This is a genomic window from Streptomyces sp. NPDC001868, from assembly GCF_040297125.1.
In the GTDB taxonomy this organism is placed as follows: Bacteria; Actinomycetota; Actinomycetes; order Streptomycetales; family Streptomycetaceae; genus Streptomyces.
Genome location: NZ_JBEOYO010000007.1, coordinates 241,859 through 267,675, shown reverse-complemented (window position 1 = coordinate 267,675; position 25,817 = coordinate 241,859). Strand labels below are relative to the sequence as shown.

The 25,817-nt window shown below is 70.0% G+C and carries 22 protein-coding genes; 12 read left to right on the top strand and 10 right to left on the bottom strand.

Translation table 11 applies throughout. From position 1 onward, the window contains the following. Positions 1-400: 400 nt before the first annotated feature. The 11 genes from ABT147_RS11775 (at position 401) to ABT147_RS11725 (ending at position 9,274) form a co-directional block, all read left to right on the top strand. Positions 401-679, top strand: a complete 279-nt coding sequence (locus tag ABT147_RS11775; protein WP_502983073.1) for a hypothetical protein — start codon at positions 401-403, stop codon at positions 677-679. A 54-nt stretch (positions 680-733) separates the two neighbouring features. Continuing rightward, entirely contained in the window at positions 734-2,074 is a 1,341-nt protein-coding gene (locus tag ABT147_RS11770) for a TadA family conjugal transfer-associated ATPase (protein ID WP_351404523.1), read from the top strand. 155 nt (positions 2,075-2,229) lie between these two features. Continuing rightward, positions 2,230-3,177 carry a type II secretion system F family protein gene (locus ABT147_RS11765; RefSeq protein ID WP_351404632.1) on the top strand — a complete coding sequence of 316 codons (948 nt, stop codon included), beginning with the start codon at positions 2,230-2,232 and terminating at the stop codon, positions 3,175-3,177. Between the two features lie 19 nt (positions 3,178-3,196). Continuing rightward, the gene (locus ABT147_RS11760) at positions 3,197-4,108 is read left to right on the top strand and encodes a DUF5936 domain-containing protein (RefSeq protein WP_351404630.1); all 912 of its coding nucleotides are present in this window, start codon (positions 3,197-3,199) and stop codon (positions 4,106-4,108) included. After that, positions 4,108-5,514 carry a sensor histidine kinase gene (locus ABT147_RS11755; RefSeq protein WP_351404521.1) on the top strand — a complete coding sequence of 469 codons (1,407 nt, stop codon included), beginning with the start codon at positions 4,108-4,110 and terminating at the stop codon, positions 5,512-5,514. The genes ABT147_RS11760 and ABT147_RS11755 overlap by 1 nt, the downstream gene beginning before the upstream one ends. After that, on the top strand, positions 5,507-6,304 hold the full coding sequence (locus ABT147_RS11750) for a response regulator (protein ID WP_351404518.1): 798 nt from the start codon (positions 5,507-5,509) through the stop codon (positions 6,302-6,304). The genes ABT147_RS11755 and ABT147_RS11750 overlap by 8 nt, the downstream gene beginning before the upstream one ends. A 105-nt stretch (positions 6,305-6,409) precedes the next feature. Beyond that, a complete protein-coding gene (locus tag ABT147_RS11745) occupies positions 6,410-6,622 on the top strand; it encodes a hypothetical protein (protein WP_060890813.1) in 213 nt (70 codons plus the stop codon). Beyond that, on the top strand, positions 6,619-7,236 hold the full coding sequence (locus ABT147_RS11740; RefSeq protein ID WP_351404628.1) for a pilus assembly protein TadG-related protein: 618 nt from the start codon (positions 6,619-6,621) through the stop codon (positions 7,234-7,236). Before ABT147_RS11745 ends, ABT147_RS11740 begins: the two co-directional genes overlap by 4 nt. Positions 7,237-7,251: 15 nt before the next feature. Further along, positions 7,252-7,857, top strand: a complete 606-nt coding sequence (locus tag ABT147_RS11735; protein WP_351404516.1) for a hypothetical protein — start codon at positions 7,252-7,254, stop codon at positions 7,855-7,857. 1 nt (position 7,858) lies between these two features. Next, on the top strand, positions 7,859-8,527 hold the full coding sequence (locus tag ABT147_RS11730) for an OmpA family protein (RefSeq protein WP_351404514.1): 669 nt from the start codon (positions 7,859-7,861) through the stop codon (positions 8,525-8,527). Positions 8,528-8,692: 165 nt separating this feature from the next. Beyond that, on the top strand, positions 8,693-9,274 hold the full coding sequence (locus ABT147_RS11725; protein WP_351404512.1) for a dihydrofolate reductase family protein: 582 nt from the start codon (positions 8,693-8,695) through the stop codon (positions 9,272-9,274). Positions 9,275-9,335: 61 nt separating this feature from the next. On the opposite strand, the gene ABT147_RS11720 is transcribed toward ABT147_RS11725, so the two are convergent. The 9 genes from ABT147_RS11720 to ABT147_RS11680 form a co-directional block, all read right to left on the bottom strand. Next, positions 9,336-10,787 (bottom strand): AI-2E family transporter, encoded by a 1,452-nt coding sequence (locus tag ABT147_RS11720; RefSeq protein WP_351404509.1) that lies wholly within the window; start codon positions 10,785-10,787, stop codon positions 9,336-9,338. A 188-nt stretch (positions 10,788-10,975) separates the two neighbouring features. Next, positions 10,976-11,692, bottom strand: coding sequence for an aggregation-promoting factor C-terminal-like domain-containing protein (locus ABT147_RS11715; protein ID WP_351404507.1), 717 nt, complete (start codon positions 11,690-11,692; stop codon positions 10,976-10,978). Between the two features lie 400 nt (positions 11,693-12,092). Continuing rightward, a complete protein-coding gene (phoH2, locus tag ABT147_RS11710; protein ID WP_351404505.1) occupies positions 12,093-13,418 on the bottom strand; it encodes an RNA 5'-3' helicase PhoH2 in 1,326 nt (441 codons plus the stop codon). Positions 13,419-13,744: 326 nt separating this feature from the next. Beyond that, positions 13,745-14,518, bottom strand: coding sequence for an isoprenyl transferase (locus ABT147_RS11705; protein WP_351404502.1), 774 nt, complete (start codon positions 14,516-14,518; stop codon positions 13,745-13,747). Positions 14,519-15,305: 787 nt separating this feature from the next. Next, positions 15,306-16,082, bottom strand: coding sequence for a class I SAM-dependent methyltransferase (locus ABT147_RS11700; RefSeq protein WP_351404500.1), 777 nt, complete (start codon positions 16,080-16,082; stop codon positions 15,306-15,308). A gap of 231 nt (positions 16,083-16,313) precedes the next feature. Further along, on the bottom strand, positions 16,314-16,847 hold the full coding sequence (locus ABT147_RS11695) for an alkyl hydroperoxide reductase (RefSeq protein WP_351404497.1): 534 nt from the start codon (positions 16,845-16,847) through the stop codon (positions 16,314-16,316). Between the two features lie 96 nt (positions 16,848-16,943). Further along, on the bottom strand, positions 16,944-19,304 hold the full coding sequence (locus ABT147_RS11690) for an FtsX-like permease family protein (protein WP_351404495.1): 2,361 nt from the start codon (positions 19,302-19,304) through the stop codon (positions 16,944-16,946). Next, positions 19,301-19,993: an ABC transporter ATP-binding protein gene (locus tag ABT147_RS11685; protein WP_351404493.1), complete on the bottom strand. Its 693-nt coding sequence runs from the start codon at positions 19,991-19,993 to the stop codon at positions 19,301-19,303. Before ABT147_RS11685 ends, ABT147_RS11690 begins: the two co-directional genes overlap by 4 nt. Beyond that, positions 19,993-20,517 carry a PadR family transcriptional regulator gene (locus tag ABT147_RS11680; protein ID WP_033531809.1) on the bottom strand — a complete coding sequence of 175 codons (525 nt, stop codon included), beginning with the start codon at positions 20,515-20,517 and terminating at the stop codon, positions 19,993-19,995. Before ABT147_RS11680 ends, ABT147_RS11685 begins: the two co-directional genes overlap by 1 nt. A 348-nt stretch (positions 20,518-20,865) precedes the next feature. On the opposite strand from ABT147_RS11680, the gene ABT147_RS11675 reads away from it, so the two are divergent. After that, entirely contained in the window at positions 20,866-23,256 is a 2,391-nt protein-coding gene (locus tag ABT147_RS11675) for a transglycosylase domain-containing protein (RefSeq protein WP_351404626.1), read from the top strand. 176 nt (positions 23,257-23,432) lie between these two features. Here the strand turns inward: ABT147_RS11675 and ABT147_RS11670 are convergent, their stop codons facing one another. After that, on the bottom strand, positions 23,433-25,544 hold the full coding sequence (locus tag ABT147_RS11670; RefSeq protein WP_351404491.1) for an ATP-binding SpoIIE family protein phosphatase: 2,112 nt from the start codon (positions 25,542-25,544) through the stop codon (positions 23,433-23,435). Between the last annotated feature and the right edge of the window lie 273 nt (positions 25,545-25,817).

The following is a 25,817-nucleotide window of genomic DNA, read 5'->3' as shown; positions in this document are numbered from 1 at the left end:
CACAGGACGATCGGCCCGCGCACGCACGGCTCGCGAGGCCGAGGGCGAGGCGGCGAAGCCCGTACGGCGGATGGCTTGCGCACGCACGGCTCGCGAGGCCGACGGCGAGGCGCACCCCGTACGTCCCGGTGGCCGCGTACGGCGAGAAGGGGGCGTGTCGGGGGGTGTCCGCCCGCAGCGGTTGGCGCGTCAACCCCTCCAGCCTCCCAGCCAACCGATTCCGCGCCGTTCCGAGGACGGACACCCCCCGGCGCGCCCCCGACCCACCCACCGAACCGAAGGCACCCCACCCACGGCGGGAAAGCCACCCCACCACCGCACCCGCCCCCACCGCTGGACCGACCGAGGCTCCTCCATCCTGGAGTTCGCCGGCTTCCTCCCGATCCTCCTCCTCGTAGGCATGGCCGCGATCCAACTGGGCCTCATCGGCTACGGCATCAGCCAAGCCGGCTCAGCCGCCCGCGCCGCCGCCCGCGCCGAGTCCCTGGAACCCGGCACAGGCCAGGCCGCAGGCGCCGCCGCGGCCAGCGCCTGGCTGAACCCGACCCCCGCCCTGGACGGCGCCGGCACCGACACCACCACCTTCACGGTCACCGTCACCGTCCCCTCAGTGGTCCCCCTCTTCGACCCGGTCACCGTGGACCGCAGCGCCACCATGCCCAACGACACGGACGACTGACCCACCCACCTCACCCCACCCCCACACCGCCCCCCGAGAGGAGTTGACGAGAAGATGAGCCTGCGATCCCGTATCGCCGCCCCCGACGAAGGAGGCACCGGCCGCGAGGACGGACACCTCGTGGCCGTCTACCGCGCCAAGCTCCTCGAAGAGATCGACCTCGCCGAGATGTCGGCCCTGACCGCAGCCGACCGCAGGGCCCGCCTCGAACGCGTACTGGGCCACATCATCAGCCGAGAGGGCCCGGTCCTCTCCTCCGCCGAACGCTCCCAACTGATCCGCAGGGTCGTCGACGAGGCACTCGGCCTGGGCGTCCTCGAACCCCTCCTCGCCGACGCGTCCGTCACCGAGATCATGGTCAACGGCCCGGACTCGATCTTCGTGGAACGCGCGGGCCGAGTGGAACAGCTCCCCCTCCGCTTCGCCTCCACCGACCAACTGATGCAGACGATCGAACGCATCGTCTCCACGGTCAACCGCCGCGTCGACGAGTCGAACCCGATGGTCGACGCCCGCCTCCCCACAGGCGAACGCGTCAACGTGATCATCCCCCCACTGGCCCTCACCGGCCCGACCCTCACGATCCGCCGCTTCCCCCGCGTGTACACGCTCCCGGAGCTGATCGACCTCGGCTCCCTCGACGAACAGATGCTGATGCTGCTCGCGGCCTTCGTCCGCGCCCGCTTCAACATCATCGTCAGCGGCGGTACCGGCACCGGAAAGACGACCCTCCTCAACGCCCTCTCCGGCCTGATCCCGCCCCGCGAACGCATCATCACCATCGAGGACTCCGCCGAACTCCAGCTCCAGCAGGAACATGTCATCCGCCTGGAGTCGAGGCCGCCGAACATCGAGGGCAAGGGCCAGATCACCATCCGCGACCTGGTCCGCAACTCCCTCCGGATGCGCCCCGACCGCATCATCGTCGGCGAGGTCCGCGGCGGCGAGACCCTCGACATGCTCCAGGCCATGTCGACGGGCCACGACGGCTCCCTCGCCACGGTCCACGCCAACTCCGCCGAGGACGCGCTGATGCGTCTGCAGACCCTCGGCTCGATGTCCGAGGTCCTCATCCCCTTCGAGGCCCTCAAGGACCAGATCAACTCGGCGGTGGACGTGGTCGTCCAGCTCACCCGCTTCGCCGACGGCTCCCGCAAGGTCACCGAGATCGCCCTGCTCGTCTCGCACGGCCGCGAACAGTTCCGTATCGCCACGGTCTCCCGCTACGCCCCGGACCCCCTCGGCGCCGACCGCGTCGTCCACGGCCGTTTCGAACACCTGCCGATACCCCGCCCGGTCGCGGAGAAGCTGTACGTGGCCAACGAGCCGCTGCCCCCCGCGTACGGCGTGGCCGAGGCCATCGACCCGCTGAACACCCGCCAGGCCATCGGATAGCCGAGGAGGAAGGACCGACCATGGCGACAACCTGGACCCCCCTGTCACACCTGCTCAACCTGCCAGCCGTGTCGTCCCAGGCGGCCCACGAGCCCCCCGAGCCCCAAGACCCCCACGCCACCCTGGCAACCCTGGCCCAGTCAGTACCCCTGAACCTGGACAACACCACCCTGCTGGCCCTCGGCGCCACCGTCCTCTGCGGCACGCTCGCCGTCGCGGGCGCGCACACGTACGTCTCCGGCCGCGCCCAGCGCCAGGCCCTGGCCGACCGTCTCGCGGGCGGACAGGGCGGCCCGCTGCGCACGGCGGCGGGCCGCGTACGCCGCTTCACGGCCGTCGACCGCCGTCTGCGCCGCACCCGCCTCGGCCGGGCGATCCATCTCCGCCTGACGACGACGGGACTCGACCTCACCGCCGGCGAGTTCGCCACGTACGTCGCGATGCTCGTCGTGGCGCTGTGGCTGATCGCCTCCGCCACGCTGGCCCCGTTCTTCGGCCCGATCGCGGGCGCCGTAGGCGTCTGGGCGGCCGCCATCTTCCTCAACTGGCAGCGCCAGAAACGCATCGAGGCCTTCATCAACCAACTCCCGGACGTGGCCCGCCTCCTCGCCAACGCCACCGCCGCCGGCCTCGCGCTGCGTACGGCCCTGGCGATGGCGGCGGAGGAGCTTGAGGCCCCGGCGGGCGAGGAACTGGCCCGGGTCGCCGACCAGTTGGCGCTCGGCCGCTCGGTGGACGACGCCCTGGGCGAACTGGCCGAACGCCTCCCCTCCCGCGAACTGATCGTCCTGGTCACCACCCTCGTCCTGTCCAACAAGGCGGGCGGTTCGGTGGTCAGTTCGCTGCGCAACCTCACCCAGACCCTGGAGGACAGGAAGGAGACCCGCCGGGAGGTCCGCACGATGCTCTCCGAGGTCAACGCGACGGCCTTCACGGTCCCCCTCCTGGGCCTGGGCTCCCTCCTCCTGATCAACTCCTCGAACGACGGCGCCCTGGCCCGGGTGACCGGCTCGCCCCTCGGCCAGGTCCTGGTCCTGGTCTCGATCGGCCTCTACACGGTCGGCTTCTTCGTCATCCGCCGCCTCGGCAAGATCGAAGTATGAGAAGGGCCCGGTGACCGACATGACGACATCGACGCCCTCCTTCCTCCCCGTCCTCCTCGCCCTCCTGATGGCGGTCGCGGTCGGGGGCGCCCTCCTGGGCATCCGCATGATCCGCGCCGACGCGAAACTCCCCAGCGACCTGGCCCTCGCCCTGGAGGTGGGCGCCACCCGCGTCTCGAAGACGGGCTCGGCCGTGGACCGCCTGGGCATGCGCTTCGCTCCGCTGGTCCTGCGCCTGATGGGCCCGCGCCGGGTCGAGGCCAAACGCCGCCGCATCGACATGGCGGGCAACCCCGGCGGCCTCACCCTCAACCGCTACGCCGCCCGCCGGGCCGTCTACGGTTTCTTCGGCGCGTTCATGGGCCTGGTCTTCCTCACCAGCGACCGCCCCCTGTTCGCCGCGTTCACCTTCGCCTTCGGCCTCCTCGCCGCCGACGCGCTGATCTGGCAGGCCATCCGCGACCGCAAGGACGTCATCGACCGCACGCTGCCGGACTTCCTGGACGTCCTGGCCGTAGTCGTCTCCGCGGGCCTGGGCTTCCGCCAGGCCCTGGACCGGGTGGCGGAGAAGTACGAGGGTCCCTGGGCGGACGAACTCCGCATCACCCTCCGCCAGATGGACATGGGCGTGAGCCGCCGCCAGGCCTTCGACGAACTCCGCAAACGCAACACGTCGGAGCAGGTCGCCCAGTTCGTCTCGGCCCTCCAGCAGGGCGAGGAACTTGGCTCCCCGATCGCCGAGACCCTGATCCAACTGGCGGCGGACATGCGCCGCACCGACGCCCAGAACGCCCGCCGCCGAGCCGCCCGCACCATCCCCAAGGCCACCCTCGTCACCCTCGTCTTCATGCTCCCGGCCACGATGATCCTCATCGCCACAGGCATGTTCCTGGGCTCGGGAACAAACTTCGGCGACATCCTGGGCCGCTGATGAAACCCCGACACACCTGGCACCCTGTAAGCGCCGGCAAGCGCCTCCCACCCCCGCCCAGCCCCAGCGCGCGCCCCACGGCCTCACCCACCACCGGCTACCTCGCGGACGACGCCCCACCCCCCGCCACCCTCCGCCTCCAGCTCAACGCCCTCCAGGCCCTGGCCCGCCAGACCTTCGCCGTCCGCCTGATCACCCTCACCATCGGCACCCCCTTCGCCATGGCCAACACCACCACCGGCCCCCCGACCCACGCCGTACTCATCGCCGCCGTCCTCGGCATCACCGTCTCCTACGCCATGCTCAGGGACTGGGACCGCTTCGCCCCCCGCCTCCTCGCCCACCCCACCCTCATGGCCCTGGACCTCCTCTTCGGCGCGGTCCTCCTCCTCACCGCCTCCCCGGCCTCCCCCCTCGCCTACGCCACGGTCTGCACCCCCCTCCTCTCCGGCCTCCTCTACGGCTGGCGCGGCGCCGGCGTCCTCACCGGCCTGCAACTGGCCGTCCTCCTCACCGTCCACCGCGCCTGGGAACACCGCCCCGGCGCAGGCGTCAGCACCCTCCTCATCGCCGGCTTCTGCGTCGCGGCCGGCATCATCGGCGTAACCCTCCGCAACCTGATGTTCCGCTTCGGTACGGCCACCCAGGCACTCTCCGAGGCCACGTCCCGCCTGGCCGTCGCGGAGGCGGTGGAGTCGGAACGCGCCCGCCTGGCCCGCGACCTCCACGACTCGGTGGCCAAGACCCTCCACGGCCTTGCCCTCGCGGCGGACGCCCTCGCGACCTCGGCGGACCACGCGGCCCCCGACCCCGCCCACCTGAAACGACAGGCCGGCCTCGTCGCCTCAGCCGCCCGCCGAGCCGCCGCCGAGTCCCGCGACCTCCTCACGGACCTACGCCGCCACACGGACCTGACGACACCGACGCCCCCCACCGACCTCAGGACCGAACTCGCCACCCGCACAACGGACTTCGCATCCCGGACCGCCCTCCCCACCCACCTCACCCACACCGGCGAGGCACCCCCACCCCTCCCACCCGAGACGACCCACCACCTCCTGGCGATCACGTCGGAGGCCCTGGAGAACATCCACCGCCACGCGAGGGCCAGTACGGCGGAGGTGTCCCTGGGCGTCACCCCGGACACCCTCCACCTCACGATCAAGGACGACGGCGTAGGCCTCCCGCCCGCCCTCACCCTCGAAGCGGCGCAAGAATCCGGCCATTTCGGCCTCCTGGGCATGGCGGAACGCGCGGGCCGGACAGGCGGATCCCTGCACCTGAAATCGGACACCACCGGCACAAAAGTAACCCTGTCACTCCCTCTCCCTCTGCTCCTCCCCTCCGCCGCCGCCCCACTCCCCACCAACCCCGAAACCCCCCGACAGGAGGCCGCACATGCCTGACCAGCCCCAGGCGCGCCCCGGCCCACCCCTCCGCGTCCTGGTCGCGGACGACAACCCGGTGGTCCGCGCCGGCCTCACGGCCCTCCTGGACACACACCCCGACATAGCGGTGGTCGCCCAGGCCACGAACGGCGACGAGGCGGTGGCCGAAGCGCGCCGCCACCAGCCGGACGTCGCCCTCCTCGACGTCCGCATGCCCGGCACGGACGGCCTCACCGCCCTCCCCGAACTGGCCGCGCTCTGCCCCGTGATGATGCTGACGTACAGCACGGAACCCGAGGTGGTCACCGAGGCGCTGCGCCGGGGAGCGGCCGGCTATCTGGTCCACGGCGAGTTCACGGCCCCCGAACTGATCGCCGCGGTACGCAATATGAGGGAAGGCCACCGGACGATCTCCGCGACCGTCTCTCCGGTCGTCTCCCCGACTGTCTCGACTTCGTTCGGCGTTTCCTACAAACCTTCACACGAAAGTCACGACCACTCTTCGCGCCTGCAATCATTTATGTCACAGTCGCCAAAGGGTGGCCCCACCCCCCGTGCGTCGGCGTTCCACCGCCGCGTCCCGAACCGTTCCAACCGACCGTCCTTCGGCCTGAGTTCAAGGGAGGTGGAGGTGATGGACCTCATCGCGTCCGGCATGAACAACCGTCAGATCGCCGCCACCTGCTTCATCAGCGAGAAGACCGTCAAGAACCACATCAACCGCATCTTCGCGAAACTGCACAGCTCGACCCGCAGCGAAGCCATCGCCCACTGGCTGGGCACGACCCCCGGGGGGTGGCCGCGATGACCCGCCCCACCCACGGAAGTTGGGCCCCCGGACCCACCCCCCGTACGGGCCGTCTCACGTACGGTGATCCGGTTGGTGTCGGCATCGCGCGGGAAGGCAACCGCCATGAAGGTGAAACACCGTTTCGAGACCTGGAGGACCACCGTCGTCTCCCGCATGCGCGGGAAAGGGCGGGACTCGGGCGCGGGGTTCGTGGAGTACGCGGGCATCATGATCATCGTCGCGGGGATCTTCGTGATGATCGACGGGCTGGGGCTCGACGGACTGATCTCGGGTGCGATCTTCGACGCTGTCAACAGCGTTATTGGCGGAGGCTGACAGCACCACGGTTCCTCGGCGACCGCGGGTCGACCCTCCCCATCTACATCTGGCTGACGACCATCCTGCTCTTCACGGCGTTGGCCTTCTTCGCGTTCGCCCAGGCGGCGTCCGCCCGCAGCGGTGCCCAATCCGCCGCGGACGCCGCCGCGTTGGCGGCCGCTCAGCATGCGCGGGACGAACTGTTGCTGGACCTCGGGGACGCCATCGAGGCGGGCAACGGCAACTGGCTGGACTGGCTCGACCTGGCCGGAGTAGAGCTCCCCTTCGAAGGGGCCGACGCCGCGGCGGCGGAGCTGGCTGCCCAGAACAACTCGACTCTCGAAGGCGGCGCCCAGCCCACCGAGGTCGACGGCGACCCGGGGTTCCAGGTCGATGTCGTGACGGACTACACCGTGGGCGACTCGATCATCCCCGGCACCGAGAACATGACAGCCACGGCCCAGGCGGTCGCTGTCATCCAGCCGCGCTGTGACTTCGCCCCGAACCCGAACCCCGCGCAGCCCGTCAGCCTGGACTGCGACGGTGTGCCCGTGGACATCGACCCCGGAAATTTCAATCCGGCCGACCTTCCGGACGCGTCCGTGATGTTCTCTGTGTATCTGGCCAAGTGAGAGGAAGCCGTACCGATGAACCTTCGGCACACCATGAAGGGCCGCAGGACAGTGACCGCGGTGGCGATCGCGACCGGGCTGCTCCTCACGGTTGCCGGTTGCGGCGGGGGAGGGGATGGCGACGATTCAGCGAAGAAGGATTCGTCCTCGGCACCCTCCAGCAAGACCGATGAGCCCGATGGGAACGACGACAAGCAGGACACCGAGGCGCCCTCCGGTCAGTCGGTTCTGGCCGAGGTCAAGGGCGACAACCTGACGCTCAAGGTCACCTCCGCCACCCGCGATGGCGGAGGCTTCGTGACCGTTGAGGGCACAGTGACGAACAACGGCAGCAGGTCTTGGGTCGCTGCGGACTGGCGGGGCGACGAGCGCGAACTGGTCAACAACGGTGGTTCAGTCGCGGGCGCGAGCCTTGTCGATCAAGCGGGCAAGAAGAAGTACCTCATCCTGCGCGACACTCAAGGCCGGTGCTTGTGCACCAAATTCACCGGGGCCTTGGTGCAGGGAGCGAGCGCCGACTGGTACGCCCAATTCCCAGCCCCGCCCGAATCCACCACCTCCGTAGACTTCCAGGTCGGCTCCATGCCCCCCGCCACGATCGAACTCTCCGAGGACGAGTGACGTGACGATGCCCGCCCCCACCTCCCGCGCCGCGACCACGGGCACCGCCGCGCTGGCCGCAGCCGTGGCGGTCCTGGCCGCCCTCACGCTCGCCACGCCCGCCCGGGCCGCAGACGACCCCAGCGAACCCCCGGGCACCGTCACCACGTCCCCGCCCCCGGAGGTGGACGCGAACAGCCCGGGCCTGAAGCTCGCCCAGGGGGCCACGCTCGCCCCCGCGAAGGTCCTGGACATCAAGTCGGTCGTGGAGGACCTGGGCGGCGAGGAGCGCCGGGAGGACACGAACGAGAACGTGACGTTCGCGCTCCAGGCGGAGGTCCTCTTCCCGAAGAACAGCGCGAAACTCAACCCCCAGGCCCGCTCCCGCATCCAGACGATCGCGGAGGAGATCAAGACACAGAGCGCGGGCACGGTCCGCGTCTTCGGCTTCACGGACAACCTCGGCTCGTACGCCCACGGCCTGACCCTCTCCAAGAAGCGCGCGGAGGCCGTCCACGACCTCCTCGCCGCCGACCTGGGCGGCAACGTCACCTTCGAGGTACGCGGCTACAGCGAGGACTACCCCATCGCCGACAACTCCTCCGAGGAGGGCCGCAAGAAGAACCGCCGGGTGGAGGTCTCCTTCCCCCGCACCACGACGAACACGGGCTCCGACAGCGAACAGAGCTGACGCCCCCCATCCCCCCATCCCCCCATCCCCCCAGCCTCCCGTCCCCTCGAACTCGCCGCCGGGGCTCACGTCCGTGCGGCCGGCGGCCACCCGCGCGATCCTGTCCCTGCCGAGCCGAGACGAGCGACGGACAGAGCCGACACAGTGAGGACCGGGAGCCGAGCCATGAGAAAGATCGTCCTGATGATGTCCGTGTCCCTCGACGGCTATATGGAGGGCCCGGACCGCTCGCTCGACTGGCACCTGGTCGACGACGAACTGCACACGCACTTCAACGACGTGCTCAAGGACATGGGCGCCTTCCTCGACGGCCGCGTCAGCTACGAGATGATGGCCGCCTTCTGGCCCACGGCCGACCGGGACCCCGACGCCCCGCGCCCCGTCGCCGACTTCGCCGCGATCTGGCGGAACATGCCGAAGCTGGTCTTCTCCCGGACCCTCCAGCGCGCCGACTGGCACACGACGATCGTCCGGGACGTCGTCGTGAAGGACATCGAGGCGCTCAAGGCACAGGACGGCGGCGATCTCGCCGTGGGCGGCGCCGAACTGGCGGCCGAGTTCATGCGGCACGACCTGGTCGACGAGTTCCGGCTCTACGTCCACCCCGTGATCCTGGGAGCCGGCAAACGCCTCTTCCCGGCGGCCGAGACCGAGACCCCGACCGGCCTACGCCTGATCGGAACCCACACCTTCGGCAACGGAGTCGTACTCCTCCACCACGAACGCGCGCGCCACCCGGCCGACTGACCGTGGCGACCGCCTGACCGACCAACCCGCCCGGCCGCCGACCAACCCGCCCGGGCGCCGTCTAACCCGTTCGCCCGTGTTCGTCCGCGTACGCCCGCAACGACCCCACCACCGTGTTCGTGACCGCGACCAACGGCACGGCCACCACCGCACCCCCGATCCCCGCGATCATGCCGCCGGCGGCGACCGACAGGACGACGGCCAGGGGGTGCACCCTTACGGCCCGTCCGAGGATGAACGGCTGGAGGATGTGCCCCTCGATCTGCTGGACGGCGAGCACGACGGCCAGTGTCATGACGGCCGTGAAGACGCCCTGTGTCACCAGCGCCACGACCACCGCCAGCGCGCCCGAGACGACGGCACCCACCAGCGGGATGAAGGAGAACAGGAAGATGAACACGGCCAGCGGGACCGCCATCGGCACATCGAGGAAGTAGATCCCCAGACCGATGAAGATCGCGTCGATCAGCGCCACCACCACCGTGCCGCGCACATACGCCGTCAACGTCTGCCAGGCGCGCGGCCCGGCCGCCGAGACACCGGGCCGGGCCGCCGCCGGCACCAGCTTCAGCGTCCACTGCCAGATCCGCTTGCCGTCGTAGAGGAGGAAGAGCGTCGAGAACATCGTCAGGAGGATGCCGGTGAGCGCCTCGACGATGACGGTCACACCCTCCAGGCCCGCCGAGGTGATCGTGTCCGTGTTGTCGCTGATCGCCTCGCGGAGGTTCTTGGCGATGTCGTTGATCTGGTTCTCGGTGACGTGGAACGGGCTGTCGAGCAGCCAGCGCTGCAACTCGTCGATGCCGTCCTGGATCTGGTCGGAGAGATCGTCGATGTTCTCCATGACCTGCCAGGTGACGAACCAGCCGATCAGCCCCATGACGACGAAGCCGAGAACGGCGGTCAGCGCGGTGGCGAGGCCGCGCGGTACGCCGTACCGGGTCAGCCGTGCCACGGTCGGCTGGAGCAGGGCGGTGATGAGCAGCGCGGCGGTGAACGACAGCACCAGCAGTTGTACGGAGCTGATGATCCGCATCAACACCCAGACGGTGCCCGCGAGCACGAGCAGCCGCCATCCGGCCTCCGCCGCCACCCGCATGCCCCAGGGCACGGCGGAGGCGGGGTCAGGACGGGAGTAGAGAACAGGGGCGGCCGCCCGGCCCTCGGCCCCACCCGGAGAGCCACCGGGACCGCCTTCGACGCCCCCGGTCCCCTTCGCGCTCCCGACGCCGGCCCTCTCGGACCCCTCGGCCCCCTGGGACTCACCGGAGCCGGAGCCGGAGCCGGAGCCGAGACCACTGTCCCCGCGACCGCCACCGCGACCGCCGTCACCGCCCCCGCCGTCGCGCCCCCGCCCGACGCCCGAGCCCTCCGCCTTCGACTCGGAATCGGAAGCAGAATCGGACTCGGACCCGGACCCGGACTCGAACTCCGCCCGACGCCGCTCCAACCGTTCGCCCCACCCGCTCAGTCCGGCGCCGATCCGGCCCAGCCACCCGGGAACTCGCGACATCATCCGTCCTCTTCCCCCGTCGCCCCTCTTGGTCACCACTCCTCCCGGAGGCCGCGATCCCTCTCGGTGGTTCCGACCGTACATGCCCGAAGCCCCCCACCAAAGGACGGTGGAGGGCTTCAAAAGGTTGAGCGGCCGGGTGCTGGGCACCCGGTGACCGGGCGGCGCTCATCCGGCGGCCGACGGGCCTAGTACCAGTTGTTGGCCTGCCAGAACGCCCAGGCCTCGCACGGGCTGCCGTAGCGCTGGTCCATGTAGTTGAGGCCCCACTTGATCTGCGTGGCCGGGTTGGTCCGCCAGTCCGCACCCGCGGAGGCGTACTTGCCGGCGGGCAGCGCCTGGAAGAGACCGTAGGCACCCGAGGAGGGGTTGACGGCCTGGTAGTTCCACGTGGACTCGTGGTTCACGATGTTGCTGAAGCACGTCCACTGGTCGCTCGCCACGACCGCCTTCGCCATCGCCTGGATCTCGGCGACGGTGTAGGAGCTCTGGACGGGGGCGTCACCGAGGGAACCGGCGGCCTCGGACTTCGCCTCGGCCTCTTCCTTGGCCTTGCGCTCCTGCTCGGCCTGCTCCGCCGCCTTCTGCTTGTCGATCGCGTCCTGGGCCGCCTTCTTACGGGCGGACTCCTCGGCGTCCTTGCGGGCGCTCGCGTCGGCGGCGATGGCCTGGGCGTCGGCCTGTGCTGTCAGGGACGCGGTCTGGACCTGGGCCTGCTGGCCCACGGGTATGTCGGCGAGCAACGTGGTGTCGTTCGCGACCGCCTCGGCGTCGTCAGTGGTCGTCGTCTGGGCGGTGCTGCCCGAGGCAACTCCGACGACACTGCCGACTGCGGTGACCGCGGTGGCCGAAGCCACTGCGAATCCCCGGACCGAAATCCGGCTCACACGGTTTCCTTCCAGCATCGCCCGCCTCGGTGACCCTGGCGGACGCAATCGTGCCCCTGACGCTGGCCTCCAACTGCGGGGTCACGGAGGCGCGGGCCCGGTGGGCAACTCCCCTGCGGGGAGCGCCGCGTGGTGCTCGGGCGGCATACGACGACGCTATGGAGTTGATCCGGGTGGTGCCCGGTACTGCTGAGGTTCCGTACCGCTGGGGGTACAGGTGTGTCGTATGCGGGGCCTGACAGGAATGAGACTCTGCCGTAACCCGACACCGCGAGGCAATTCAGTGGTGAGTGTGAAAGCTCACACCTCGTTTGACGCCGGTGATTCAAGGAAAGCGGCACGCGCCAAGGCGCCGCCCGGCTAGGCTGCTGAGCCTTTTGCCGGACGGCGCCCAGGGGTTGGGGCCGGAAGGAGGGGGCTAAATCTGCCCGTCCTCCAGCATTTCGGTCACCAGGGCCGCGATCTGGGACCGCTCGGACCTCGTCAACGTGACGTGGGCGAAGAGCGGATGGCCCTTCAGCTTCTCGACCACGGCGACCACGCCGTCGTAGCGGCCGACGCGCAGATTGTCGCGCTGGGCCACGTCATGGGTGAGGACGACGCGGGAGTTCGCGCCGATCCGGGACAGAACGGTCAGCAGGACGTTCCGCTCCAGCGACTGTGCCTCGTCCACGATCACGAACGCGTCGTGCAGGGACCGGCCGCGGATGTGGGTGAGCGGCAGAACCTCCAGCATTCCGCGTGCGGTGACCTCCTCGATGACCTCGCGGCTGGTGACCGCGGAGAGCGTGTCGAAGACGGCCTGCGCCCAGGGGCTCATCTTCTCGGACTCGGAGCCGGGCAGATAGCCGAGCTCCTGCCCGCCGACCGCGTACAGCGGCCGGAAGACCATCACCTTCTGGTGCTGCCGCCGTTCGAGCACGGCCTCCAGGCCCGCGCAGAGCGCGAGGGCGGACTTGCCGGTGCCGGCCCGGCCGCCCATCGACAGGATGCCCACGTCCGGGTCGAGCAGCAGATCCAGCGCGATGCGCTGCTCCGCGCTGCGGCCCTTGATGCCGAACGCCTCCCGGTCGCCCCGTACGAGGCGGATGTTGCCGTCGGGCGTCACCCGGCCCAGTGCCTTGCCGCGCTCCGACTGGATCGTCAGGCCGGTGTGCACAGGCATCGTGCTGGCCTCCGGGACGTAGATCGACCCCTCCTCGAAGAGGATGTCGACCTGCTCTCCCGGCAGGGTCAGCTCGGACATCCCGGTCCACCCGGAGGCGTCCGTGATGGCCAGCTCCGCGCGGTACTCCTCGGCCAGGAGGCCCACGGAGGACGCCTTGATCCTGAGGGGGAGGTCCTTCGACACCACCGTGACGTCGAAGCCCTCGGCCTGCAGATTGCGGGCGACCGCGAGGATGCGGGAGTCGTTGTCCCCCAGGCGGTAGCCGCTCGGCAGCACGCTGGGATCCGAGTGGTTGAGCTCGACCCTCACGGTGCCGCCGAGTTCCCCGATCGGGAAGGGGGCGTCGAGGCGGCCGTGCCGGACCCGGAACTCGTCGAGCAGGCGCAGGGCCTGCCGGGCGAAGTAGCCGAGTTCGGGATGGTGCCTCTTCGCCTCCAGCTCTGTGACCACGACGATCGGCAGCACGACTTCGTGCTCGTCGAAGCGGCTCAAAGCGTTCGGGTCGGCCAGCAGGACGCTGGTGTCGAGGACGTAGGTGCGCCGGTCTGGCATACGGCGCTTTGTGCTGGTCACCACGGAAGGACGTACCCCCTCGGATGAGGTCGGGGAGCGACGGGTTCGAACTGGGCCGGTCGTCGGCGCCGTTGCACGGGCCGGTGACCGGCCCTCCGCTGCTTCGTCCGTGCTGTGACCGCACGATCGGGCTGGTGCAAAGGGCCTCCCGGGCGGACGGCCCCGAGCCGCCCGCTGAGATCCGACACCCGTGGTTCGGGCGTCGACCTGACTGGCTTATGCCCTCGAACATGCGCCGCCATGCCAAGCGGTACGACGGCGTCCCGGTGAACTCCTCGTTACTTCTGTCCCGATGGGGGTGGGGTACACCTCACCCGTAATGCGGAGTTTCAGCCTCCGTAACGACGGTGTCGCACCGCGTAGTCACGCATCGCGCGCAGGAAGTCGACCTTCCGGAAGGCCGGCCAGAAGACGTCGCAGAAGTAGTACTCGGAGTGCGCGGTCTGCCAGAGCATGAATCCGGACAGCCGCTGCTCGCCGCTCGTACGGATCACCAGGTCGGGGTCGGGCTGGTCGACGGTGTAGAGGTGGCGGCCGATCATGTCGATGTCGACGGACTCGGCGAGCTCGTCCATCGAGGTGCCCTTGTCCTGCGCTTCGAGGAGCATCGAGCGCACCGCGTCGGCGATCTCCTGGCGCCCGCCGTACCCGATGGCGACGTTGACCACTATCCCGTCGATGTCGGCGGTCGACTCCTCGGCCTCCTTGAGGGCGCGCTGCATCCCGGGGGAGAGCAGGTCCATCGCCCCGACGTGGTGCACCCGCCAGCGGCCGTCGGCGGCGAGGGAGCGGACCGTGTCCTCGATGATCCCGAGGAGCGGGACGAGTTCTTCCTTGGGCCGGTTGAAGTTGTCGGTGGAGAGCAGCCAGAGAGTGACGACCTTCACGTCCGTCTCGGTGCACCAGCCGAGGAACTCCTCGATCTTGTGGGCGCCGGCCTGGTGACCCTCCATCGTGGTGGAGCCCGCCGCCTTCGCCCAGCGCCGACTGCCGTCCACGATCACGCCGATGTGCTTGGGCACCTGGGCGTGGTCGAGGTGCCCCTCCACCCTGCGTGCGTAGACCTTGACCAACAGGCCGCGCAGTGTGTCGCGCAGGTTCACGTGTTCCAGCCCCTCCGGTGCGGTGACGGTCCCCTTGGTTGGCAGAGCCTACCGGGGCTGGAGGCCAACTCCGCCAAGGGGTGTGCGGGGTTGGGGCGGTCCCGGGGCCGGGCGGGCGGCCTTCCCCGGAGTCCGTCCCCGGCTTCCGGAGGGCCGACATCCGGGCAGAAAAAACGGGCCGGTCCGTGGGGGGGAGACGGACCGGCCCGAGGGGGGGTTTCCACCATAACCCTTCGTGAGTGATGCTGCGTGCATCGGCGTGCCACAACTACTCTCCGGAGCCGGACGACAGCGTGGCGGTGAGTGCGGAAGCGTTCATTCAGGGTGTGATCGAGGGGTGATCATGGCCGAATCCCGGCGGATTCGAAGGGAGGAAGGAGAAATCCCGGCGGGAATGTGGGCTTTGCGCATCCTTGTGCGACTTCCGAGAAGAAGCGGCCCGGCGCCCCCGTACGGGTGACGCGCGACCGGAACGCGAGCTTGACGCCGCCGGCGAAGCGCCCGGCGGGGCGCACGGCTTCGCGCAGCCCCCTCCGCTGCGCGATGCCGTACCGCGCAGCTTTGCTCGCGCGAATAACCTTGGTCTGAACCTACGCGAGTAGACCCGGCGAAGCCAAGCCGGAAGCGGTAACGATGTGGACACCGACAAAGAGGTCAAGACCTGACCTCGACAGGTCATAGCGTCGCCCCATGACGCCGACGACGAGCGCGAGGGACGCGAGACGATGCAGGTCAGGACGGTCACCTGGAATCGGGAAGATCACCGTCGGCCCGCACGCCTGAGCCGTCATCCGGCCGGTCTGCGGGCCTCGAAGAGATGGCGGGCGCTGTGGGCGACGAAGAGGCCCTCGCGTTCGATCCGGTCGTGCAGCGAGCGGAGCTGCGGCAGGTAGGCCTCGACGGTGAAGCCGGGCACCATCCAGACGACCTTCTTGAGGAAGTGCACGACGGCGCCGATGTCGTGGAACTCCATCCGCAGCCGCTCGGCTCGCAGATCCACGATCTCCAGTCCGGCGGCCTCGGCGTCGGCGCGCTCGCGGTCCGGGTGGCGGCCGAGGCGGGTCTCCTCCGGCAGGGGCCCGGTGAAGTGCTCGACCAGTTCGAAGACGCTGCTCGGCCCCACGTGCTGGGCGAAGTACGTGCCACCGGGCCCGAGCACCCGGGCGATCTCCGACCAGTGGGCCCGCACCGGATGCCTGCTGGTGACCAGGTCGAACGCCCCGTCCGCGAACGGCAGCGGCGCGTCCTGCGCACTGGCCACCACCACGGCGCCCCGGGGGTGCAGCAGCGCGGTGGCCTTGGCGACGTTCGGCGGCCACCCTTCCGTGGCCACCGTCACCGCCGGAAACCGCGTAGCCGAAGCGAGTACCTCCCCGCCCCCGGTCTGGATGTCCAGCGCGGCCGAGGCCCGCCCCAGCCGTTCCGCCATCCCCCGTGCGTACCCCCAGGACGGCCGTGCCTCCGTCGCCCGCCCCTCGAACCACGAGAAGTCCCACCCCTCGGTGGGCACGGCATCGCCTTCGGCGACGAGGGCTTCGAAGGCGCGGGGGTGGGAGGAGGGCATGGGACAGGATTTTCGCAGGGGGAGTAGAGGCCCGCGATCGATTTACTGGCGCCTGATAGCAAGGGGCACGCGCGACTGGTTTTCTGAAGGGCCGCAGGCTCCTTCAGGGGCGCGGGGAACTGCGCGACCAGCCCCCACCGGACCCGCACCCGCCGACAAACCCGCGCCCCCGAGCTCTCAGGCGACCCCACACAAGCCGCCGCCCCAGGCCCTACCAGGCCCTACCAGGCCCTACTCGGAGAGAATCGCCTCCGCATCCAACGTGACCCCGACCGCCTGAACCACCGACGCGATCTTGAACGCCTCCTGCACGGCCCCCAGGCCCACCCCCGCCCCGCGCAGCACCCGCTCGTGCGAGTCCAGACACAACCCGCACCCATTGATCGCGGACACGGCGAACGCCCACAACTCGTAGTCGACCCTGTCGACCCCGGGGTCACCGATGACATTCATCCGCAGCCCCGTCCGCAGCCCGTCGTACTCGTGGTCGGACAGCAGATGCCGGGTGCGGAAGAAGACGTTGGTCATCGCCATCGTCGCCGCCGCGGACTTCGCCGCCGTGTACGCCTCCGGCGACAGCCGGGCCCGCGCCTCCGGTGCCAGTTCCCGCAGCACGATCGCCGAACGCGAGGCGATCGCCGTGGCCAGCACCGTCCCCCACAACTGCCGCGCCGACAGCTCGGAGTCACCGAGGACGGAATCCAGGTTCCGGCGCAGATCCTTGGCGTAGTCCGGAATCGCGGACCTCAAGCTGTCGAGCGACATGGCGTCCTCATTCCCGGGGGCGAGCGGTTGGCGGGGTCCAGTGTGGCCGGTGCCGCGGGGACGCCGCGGCACCGGTCTGGTCACCGCGGCACCGGTCTACTCCGTACGGAGCCCCTCCGGCCGCATGAGCCGCACCAGCGGCGGCATGCTCAGCGCCGTCACCAGGACGACGATGCCCGCGCCGATGCCGGTCATCGACAGCACGCTCGGCCAGTCCACGGCCACCGGCATGTCCGTCATCTTCAGCAGGACCGCGCCCAGGGTCAGACCGACCGTCGAGGCGAGGGCGAGGCCCAGCGCGATCGGGATCGCCGTCTGCCACAGCACGGACAGGCCGAGCGTACGGCGCCGGGTGCCGAAGGCGACCAGCGCCGACAGCAGCTTCCTGCGTTCGCGCAGCTGCTCCAGCTGGGAGACGAGCAGGCTCGCGCCGATGAGGACCAGCACGGCGGTCGCGCCGACCAGCAGACCCGTGCGGATGTCCGCGAACTCGTCCGCCTGCCTGGTCGTCTGCCACTCCCAGGTCCTGATGAGCGGATCGATCGCCACGGCGGCGTTGCGCACCTCGTCGAGCGCGTCCGGAACCTTGGGATCGGTCCGTACGTAGACGCTGCTGGCGAACACGGTCTCCGTCTGCGCCTTGGCGGGCAGGGCGCTCGGAGTGGCCAGCAGCCCCGCCGTCCCGGGCCGCAGTGAGTCGGCGCGTTCGGACACCTTCGGCAACCCGCCCGGCAGCTTCCAGGCGAGCTCGGCGCCCGGCTTCTCACCGCTGAAGGACGCGTCGAAGTACAGCGTCCTGCCGGCGGTGGCGAGCTTTGTCGCTTCCGGGTCCCTCGGGTGCTCCAGTATGAAGACGTCGCCTTCGCGGCAGGAGGAGATCCGTGCGAGTTCGCGCAGCGCGGCGCAGTCGCCCACGGTCACGGATCCCCACTCCTCGGGGTCCTTGGCGGTGGCGGAGACCTCCGCCGTCGACAGCACCGCGGTGGTCTCCGCGCCCTTGGCCCGCTTCATCTCCTTGCCGGCGACGCTCACCTGCAGGTCGTCCGGCAGGCTCAGCTCCATCTGGGCCCGCGTGGTGTCCTGTCCGGTCGACTTGGTGAACCTGCTCTCGACCCCGGCGAACAGCATCTGCAGGGCGATCGCGCCGGCCACCGCCACCGCGATGCCGTTGACCATGCGGGCCGCCGAGCCACTGCTCAACTGGAGCCTGCGGACGGCCAGTTGCCAGGAGACGGCGCCGGAGCCCAGCCGGGCGACGAACGCCTCGACGACCCACGGCAGCAGCGCGGTGATGCCGAAGAGCAGCAGGACGACACCGCCGGTCACCATGTACTCGTTGAACTCCCCGTTCTCCGACCCCTGGCCGACCATCGGGTAGAGCAGGGCGAGACCGCCGAGCGGCGGCAGCAGCCGCCACCAGAGCCTGCGGCGCGCGGGCTTCGCCGTACGGACCACGCCGAGCGGTTCGATGACGACGCCGCGCAGCGCGAACAGGGTGACGAGGACGGCGGCGGCCGGCACCGCGAGCGCCACCAGCAGGGCGAGGCCGGGGGAGGGGTTCAGGTAGCTCGGGAACACACTGACGCCGAGGACCTCGACCGAACCGGCGACCTCCCTGCCCGCCAGGAAGAACGCGGTGCCGAAGACCAGCCCCAGCACGGCACCCGCCAGCGCCTCGCCCGCCGCGATCCGACGTGTCATCCGCCCGTCGGAGCCGACCAGCCGCAGCGCCGCCAGCCGCCGGTCGCGCCGCTCGCCGCCGAACCGTACGGCCGTAGCGATGAAGACGGCCACCGGCATCAGCAGCACCACGAAGACGACCAGGGTGAGCAGCAGCAGGACCGGGTCCATCTCCTCCGCCGGGGGCTGCTCGGTCGCCCCGAACCGGTCGATCCGGTAGGCCACCGGTTCCTGGAGCCGCTCGGCGAGCCCGTCGGCACCGGCGTAGTAGGCGAGTTCGCCCGAGCCGATCAGCCCGGCCTCGCCGATGGTGCCCACCGTGTCGTACGGCAGCCGTTCGCGCAGCAGCTTCCCGGAGTCCGACTTCAGCAGGTCGGCGAGGGCGGGGGAGACGACCATCTCGCCCGGCGCGGGGAACTTGTCCAGCCCCGGCGGCGTCGGCGCCTTCGCGCCCTCGGGTTCGAGGAGCCGTCCCCGTATCTCCTGCTGCTGGTACTCGGTGTCGGTGTCGGCGACGAGCAGGCTTCTGTCGGTCGGCTTGGACGTGGGGTTGTTCTCCAGATAGCCGATCCCCATGTCCTGCCGGGCCTCCTCCCGGGCCCCCCGCGTCGCCAACGCGTTCGGTATGGCCGCGGTGAGCAGCAGCAGCGCCACTCCGAGGCCGACGCCGACCGCGGTGAGCACGGCACGCACCCAGCCCTCACGGCCCCCGGTGAAGGTGAACCGCACCCCCATCGCCAGGTCCCGGTACCACTGGCGGACCACGGCCGAGCTCATACGACGCGCTCCATGTCCCGCGACTTCCCGTCCCGTACGACGATCTCGCGGTCCGAGTACGCGGCCACCCGCGCCTCGTGCGTGACCAGGACGACGGCGGCGTTGGTGGACCGGGCGGCCTCGGTGAGCAGTTCCATCACGCGCTCGCCGTTGAGCGAGTCGAGCGCGCCGGTGGGCTCGTCCGCGAACAGCACCCGCGGGTTGGTGACCAGCGCCCGGGCCACGGCGACCCGCTGGCCCTGGCCGCCGGAGACCTCACCGGGACGCTTACGGGCGAGGTCGTCGACCTCCAGGCGCTCCATCCAGCCGAGGGCGATCTTCTCGGCCTCCTTGCGGGAGCCGCCGTTCAGCCGCAGCGGCAGCGCCACGTTCTCCACACAGGTCAGCTCCGGCACCAGCTGGCCGAACTGGAAGACGAACCCGAACTCGCTGCGCCGCAGCGCGCTGCGCTGGGCGTCGTTCATGGTGGCCATCTCGCGGCCGTTGTACATGATCGAGCCCGAGTCGGGCGGCACGATCCCTGCGAGACAGTGCAGCAGCGTGGACTTGCCGGAGCCGGAGGGACCCATCACCGCGACGACCTCGCCGGGGTGGATGGAGAACTCGGCGCCGTCCAGCGCGGTGGTCGGACCGTACGCCTTGCGCAGATCGGTCGCGACGAGCAGGGAGCCGGCGGGGGGTGTCGTCATCACCGGGTCACCGCCTCGGCCAGCTTGCCCAGTCGGGCGGCGGTCAGCTCCAGCCATCGCAGATCGGCCTCCAGATGGAACAGGGCGTGGTCGCAGATCAGCTGATCGGCCAGGTCGCCCTTGCGCTTGCGGTCGGTGAGGATGCGCATCATGCGCAGGTGTTCGGAACGCTGGGTGTCGAGGATGTCGGCCGCGTTCCGGTCGGTGAGCAGGGCGAGGACGACCTTCGTGTAGAGGGTCGACTGCAGATACGGCTCGGGCTTCTCGGGCGTCGCGAGCCACCGCTGGACATCCGTGATGCCCGCCTCGGTGATCGCGTACCGCTTGCGCTCGGGGCCGCCGCCGGGCTCGATGCCGTCGACCTCCACGAGGCCGTTCTTCAGCAGCCGCGACATCGTCGAGTAGACCTGGCCGTAGTGCAGCGGCCGGTCGTGACCGAACTTCTCGTCGAAGGCCCGCTTCAGGTCGTAACCGTGTCGGGGCCCGGACTCCAGGAGTCCCAGGAGGGTGTGACCGATGGACATGAGCACGACTGTACACAGGGGGTATACACCGCACGTATACCTACTGTGTATAGGTCGCCGTCGGGTGTGAAGAGGGCCCAGGTCAGAGCCGATTGTCACGATTCTGTCACTGAGATCGGCGACCACGGAGTGGCAACTCATGAGTCGGGTGGGGCAACCATCGGCCCTGTTGGAACGTCCGTTCCGGTGGGATGAGTTCTATGGGCACGCGCCTCGCGTGCGCATTGTCACGCCGCCGCAGGGCGGACCGACTCCCTCTTGTCATAGTCCTCGGTGTTAGCTTGCTGAGCTGACATGACCTGAGTGACGTATGAGACGACCGAGCAGAAGGCGGAGCGGACCGGAGCCATGGGACGAGCGGAAGAAAGACGAGCGCGGCAGCGCGGCGGTCGCCGCGCGGCGCCCAAGCGCTCGTCCGGGGGCGAAGCAGGGTCGACGACGACCGTCATAGGCGCGCCCGAGACGGGCGGCCAGAGCGGTGGCCGGGCGGCGGCCAGGGCGGCGGCCAAGGGCGGTGGCAAGAAGCCACAACAGAGGAGCCTCCTGCGCCGCCTCTTCACCTGGAAGAAGATCCTGGGCACGTTCTTCGGTCTCTGCCTGCTCGCCATGGGCGCCTTCGTCGTGCTGTACCTGATGATCGACATTCCCAAGGGGAACCCCGAGGCGACCCAGGAAAGCAACGTCTACAAGTACTCGGACGGCAAGATCCTCGCCCGCACCGGCAACACCAACCGCGAGATCGTCGAGCTGAAGGACGTTCCCAGGCAGGTCCAGCTGGCCTTCGTCGCGGCCGAGAACAAGACCTTCTACTCGGACCCCGGCGTCGACTTCAAGGGCATGACCCGAGGCCTGCTGAACACCCTGTCCGGCAAGGGCAAGCAGGGCGGTTCGACGATCACCCAGCAGTACGTCAAGAACTACTACCTGACGTCCGACCAGACGGTGACCCGCAAGCTCAACGAGCTGGTCATCTCCCTGAAGCTGGAGCGCGAGAAGTCCAAGGACTACATCCTCGCGGGCTACATCAACACCAGCTACTACGGCCGCGGCGCCTGGGGCATCCAGGCCGCAGCCCAGGCGTACTACGGCAAGGACGCCAAGGACCTCAAGGTCGCGGAGGGCGCCTACCTCGCCGCGCTGCTCCAGGCCCCCAGCCAGTACGACCTGGCCACCGCCACCCCCACGGGCCGGAAGCTGGTCACGAACCGCTGGAACTACGTCCTGGACAACATGGTCGAGATGAAGGATCTGACCAAGCTGACCGCCTCGAAGCGGGAGGGCCTGAAGCTCCCCAAGCTGAAGAAGCCCCAGGCCGCCCCCGACATGGAGGGCCAGAACGGCTATCTGGTCGTCGCCGCCCAGAACCAGCTGGCCAGGCAGCTCGTGACCAACGGCGAGGCGGAGGACTTCGAGGACGCCAAGACGAAGATCGACGCTGGCGGCTGGACCATCACGCTGAACGTCGACCCGAAGAAGCAGGTCGCGCTGGAGAAGGCCGTCAAGGAACGCCTCACCAGCAAGCTCGACCCGAAGAAGCGCAAGGTCGACAAGTACATCCAGGCCGGCGCCGTCTCCGTCGACCCGAAGACGGGCAAGGTCCTCGCCATGTACGGCGGCGTCGACTACGTGAAGCACTTCACGAACAACGCCATGCGCCGGGACTACCAGCCCGCCTCCACCTTCAAGCCGGTGATCCTCGCCGCGGCCGTCGACGAGGACGCCGAGACGCAGGACGGCGACCCGATCACCGCCAGCACGGTCTACGACGGTGACAGCCGGCACAAGGTCATGGACGACGGCACCGCGGTCGGCTTCAACCCGCCGAACGAGGACAACGTCGACTACGGCGACGTCACCGTGCAGACCGCCATGAACAAGTCCATCAACTCCGTCTTCGCGCAGATGGGCGTCGATGTGGGCATGGAGAAGGTCATGGAGGTCGCCGGGAAGCTCGGCATGGACACCGAGGGCATGCAGGCCGTGCCCGCCCAGACCCTGGGCTCCATGGGTGCCAGCCCGCTGGAGATGGCCGGCATCTACGCCACCCTCGACAACCACGGCAAGAAGGTCACCCCGACCATCATCGGCTCGGCCACGCGCCGGGACGAGCCGGTCGAGTTCCCCGAGCCGATCGGCGAGCAGGTCATCAGCGAGGAGGCCGCCGACACGGTCACCTCGGTCCTCACCGGTGTGGTCGACGACGGTACGGCCAAGACGTCCGTCCGCGACAACCCGGCCCGTAACGGCCAGCAGGTCGCCGGCAAGACGGGTACCTCCGACGAGAACCGTTCCGCCTGGTTCACCGGCTACACGCCGAACCTCGTGACCTCCGTCGGCATGTTCGGCGAGGACATGAGCAAGAACGGCAAGCACGTCTCGATGTACAAGGCCGTCGGCGAGCCCCGGATCAACGGTGGAGGCTTCCCCGCCCGGATCTGGGCCACCTACACCTTCGGCGTGATGGGCAAGGTCACCAAGTTCGACCTGGAGACCAAGCAGGGCGCGGCGGTCGCGCCCACCGAGAGCCCGACCCCCAGCCTGACCCCGGAGACCACCCCGGAGACGACACCGGAGGAAACCCCGGAGACGACCCCGGAGACGACTCCGGAAACCACCCCGGAGACGACCCCGGAGACGACTCCCGAGACGACTCCGGAGACCACCCCGGAGGAAACCCCGTCCGACGACGGCGAAATCGAACTACCGACGGATCCGAACGATCCACAGGTGGACGACTAGCGCACGTGACAAGCAGAGGGCGCCCGGTGGCGAAAACCACCGGGCGCCCTTTCGCGCCCTGGAGGGCCGCAGGCCCGTCAAGGGGCGCGGGGAACTGCGCGACCAGCCACGACGAACCCGCACCCCGCAGAGCACAGCCGCCCCCGAGTTCTCAGCGGCTCACCCCAGCGGAGCGGTCACGCCTGGTTGAGCTCGAACCACACGACCTTCCCCGCACTCAACCGAGTAGCCCCCCACCGCTTGGCCAGCCGATTGACCAGGTAGAGCCCACGGCCCCCCTCGTCCGTCGCCCGAGCCTGCCGAAGCCGAGGCAGCTGAGGCACGTCGTCGGTCACCTCGCACCGCAGCACATCGGTCCGCAGCAACCGCAAGGTCACCGGCCGAGTCGCATACCGCACCGCGTTGGTGACGACCTCACTGATGAGCAGCTCGACGGAGTCGGTCAACTCCTCAAGACCCCAGCGGGACAAGGCATGCCGGGCCAGCCGGCGAGCCCGCCCCGGAGCCATCTCCTCCGGTTCCAGGAACCAGTACGCGACATCGCTGGGAGCGATCCCATCGAACCGCGCGGCAAGAAGCGCGATGTCGTCGTCCCGGTCCCCCGGGCCGAGCATGTCGAGCACCTCGTCGCACAGCGCTTCCAGCGGCGGCGGGTGATCCGGCCCGGTCAGCTGCGCGGTCGCGGCCAGCTTCTCCCGCAACTGCTCTATCCCGGTCCACACATCCCGCAGCCGGGACTCCACGAGCCCGTCGGTGTACAGCAGCAGCGTGCCACCGGCCGGCGCGTCCAGCTCGACCGCCTCGAAGTCCACCCCGCCCACACCGATCGGCGCGCCCGGCGGCACCCGCAACACCTCGGCACGGCCGCCCAGATGCAACAGCACCGGCGGCGGATGCCCGGCGTTGGCGATGGTGATCCGGTGCGAGACCGGGTCGTACACGGCGTACAGACAGGTCGCCATGCGATCCGTACCGAGCCGCTGCGCCTGCTCGTCGAGGTGGTGCAGCACTTCCTGCGGCGGAAGATCGAGCCCGGCGAGCGTCTGAGCGGTCGTCCTCAACTGCCCCATGATCGCGGCCGAGGTCATCGAATGACCCATCACATCGCCCACGACCAGGGCGACCCGGCTCCCCGGCAGGGGAATCGCGTCGTACCAGTCGCCGCCGACCCGCGCGGTCTCGGCGGCCGGCAGATACCGGTGCGCGAGCCGTACGCCGGTGCACTTCGGGAGCGCCTCCGGCAGCATCGTGCGCTGCAACTCGTCGGCGATGTACGCCTCGCGGCCGTACAGCACCGCCTTGTCGATGCCGAGCGCGCTGTGGGTGGCGAGCTGGGCGGCGACCAGCAGGTCGTCCTGCTCGAACGCCATCCGTTCCGGGCGGCGAAGGAAGACCGCCGCGCCGATCACCCGGCGCCGGCCGCGCAGCGGGGCGAGGATCGCCCGCTGGCCGGTCGGCACGGTCAGTTCGGCGTCCGGGCCGAGGAGTTCGGGCAGCGCGTCGTGCGCGGCGGGCGCGTCCGCGAAGACCGGCCGTACGCCCCGCAGCACCTCGGCGAGCGCGCCGCCGGGCCGTACCTCGCACTGCTCGGCGGTGACGACCGCCAGATCGACGGGCTGCTCGGGCTGGAGCGCGGGCATGAAGCCGCCCTCGGTGTCCCGCTCCTCGGGGATCCGGTCGGTGCGGCGCAGCCGCAGCACCATGGGCCCGGTGGGCCGCTCGTCGCCGACCGGCAGCGGCTCGCGCAGATACACGAGGATCGCGTCCGAGAACGTCGGCACGGTGGCCCGGCACAGACCCATCACGATCTCGTCCAGGTCGATGCCGCGGGCGATCCGCCGGGTCGCGGCGCCCACGAAGCGCAGCCGGTCGCCGTCCCGCCGCATGGGCATGGGGGCACCCGGAGGCACACCCTGCCCGCCGCGCCGTTCGAGCCCGCCACCACTGCCGCCGGACCGGTCCGGCTCACCGCCGGGCTGCGCCGGGATGGTCTCCGGCGCCGGGCGCGGGCGGTGCGGGTCGGGCTCGGTGGCCGCGGGCTGCGAATGCTCGGAGAGCGCCGGCTGGGCGTGCTCCGAGGGTGCCTGTCCGCTCTTCGCGCACTGGGCCGCCGTGCCCGGCTCCGCCGGGGCGTCACCCATGCGTGCCTGAGCGGGTAAGGCCGAGGCGGGCGCGGTTCGCAGCGGCTCCTGGGTACGCAGGAGCGCCCCGCGGGGATCCGTGGGGCCGGCGCCGCTCTCAGGGCGCTCGTGGGAGGTGGGGTGCTCCGTCACGCGTGTCGAATCCATCCGTCCGGGACTGCGCGTTGTGTACGCAGTGCGTCCCGCATACCCGATACTTCGTCCCGTACTTCGTCCCGCAGAAAGGCCGATACCCGGATTACGTGTCCTGGGAACGGAATTCCCGCGTGGTCAGAGGCAGTTCCTGTGCCACACACGGTACCGGCGGGCTCGCCGGACGACAGTACTGTTCGTCCGTCAGGCCGTCTCCGGCTCGTCCCGGTGTAACCCTCGTACCCCTTGATCACGTCTTGCCGCCCCTCGGTGACGTACGGTCAAGCC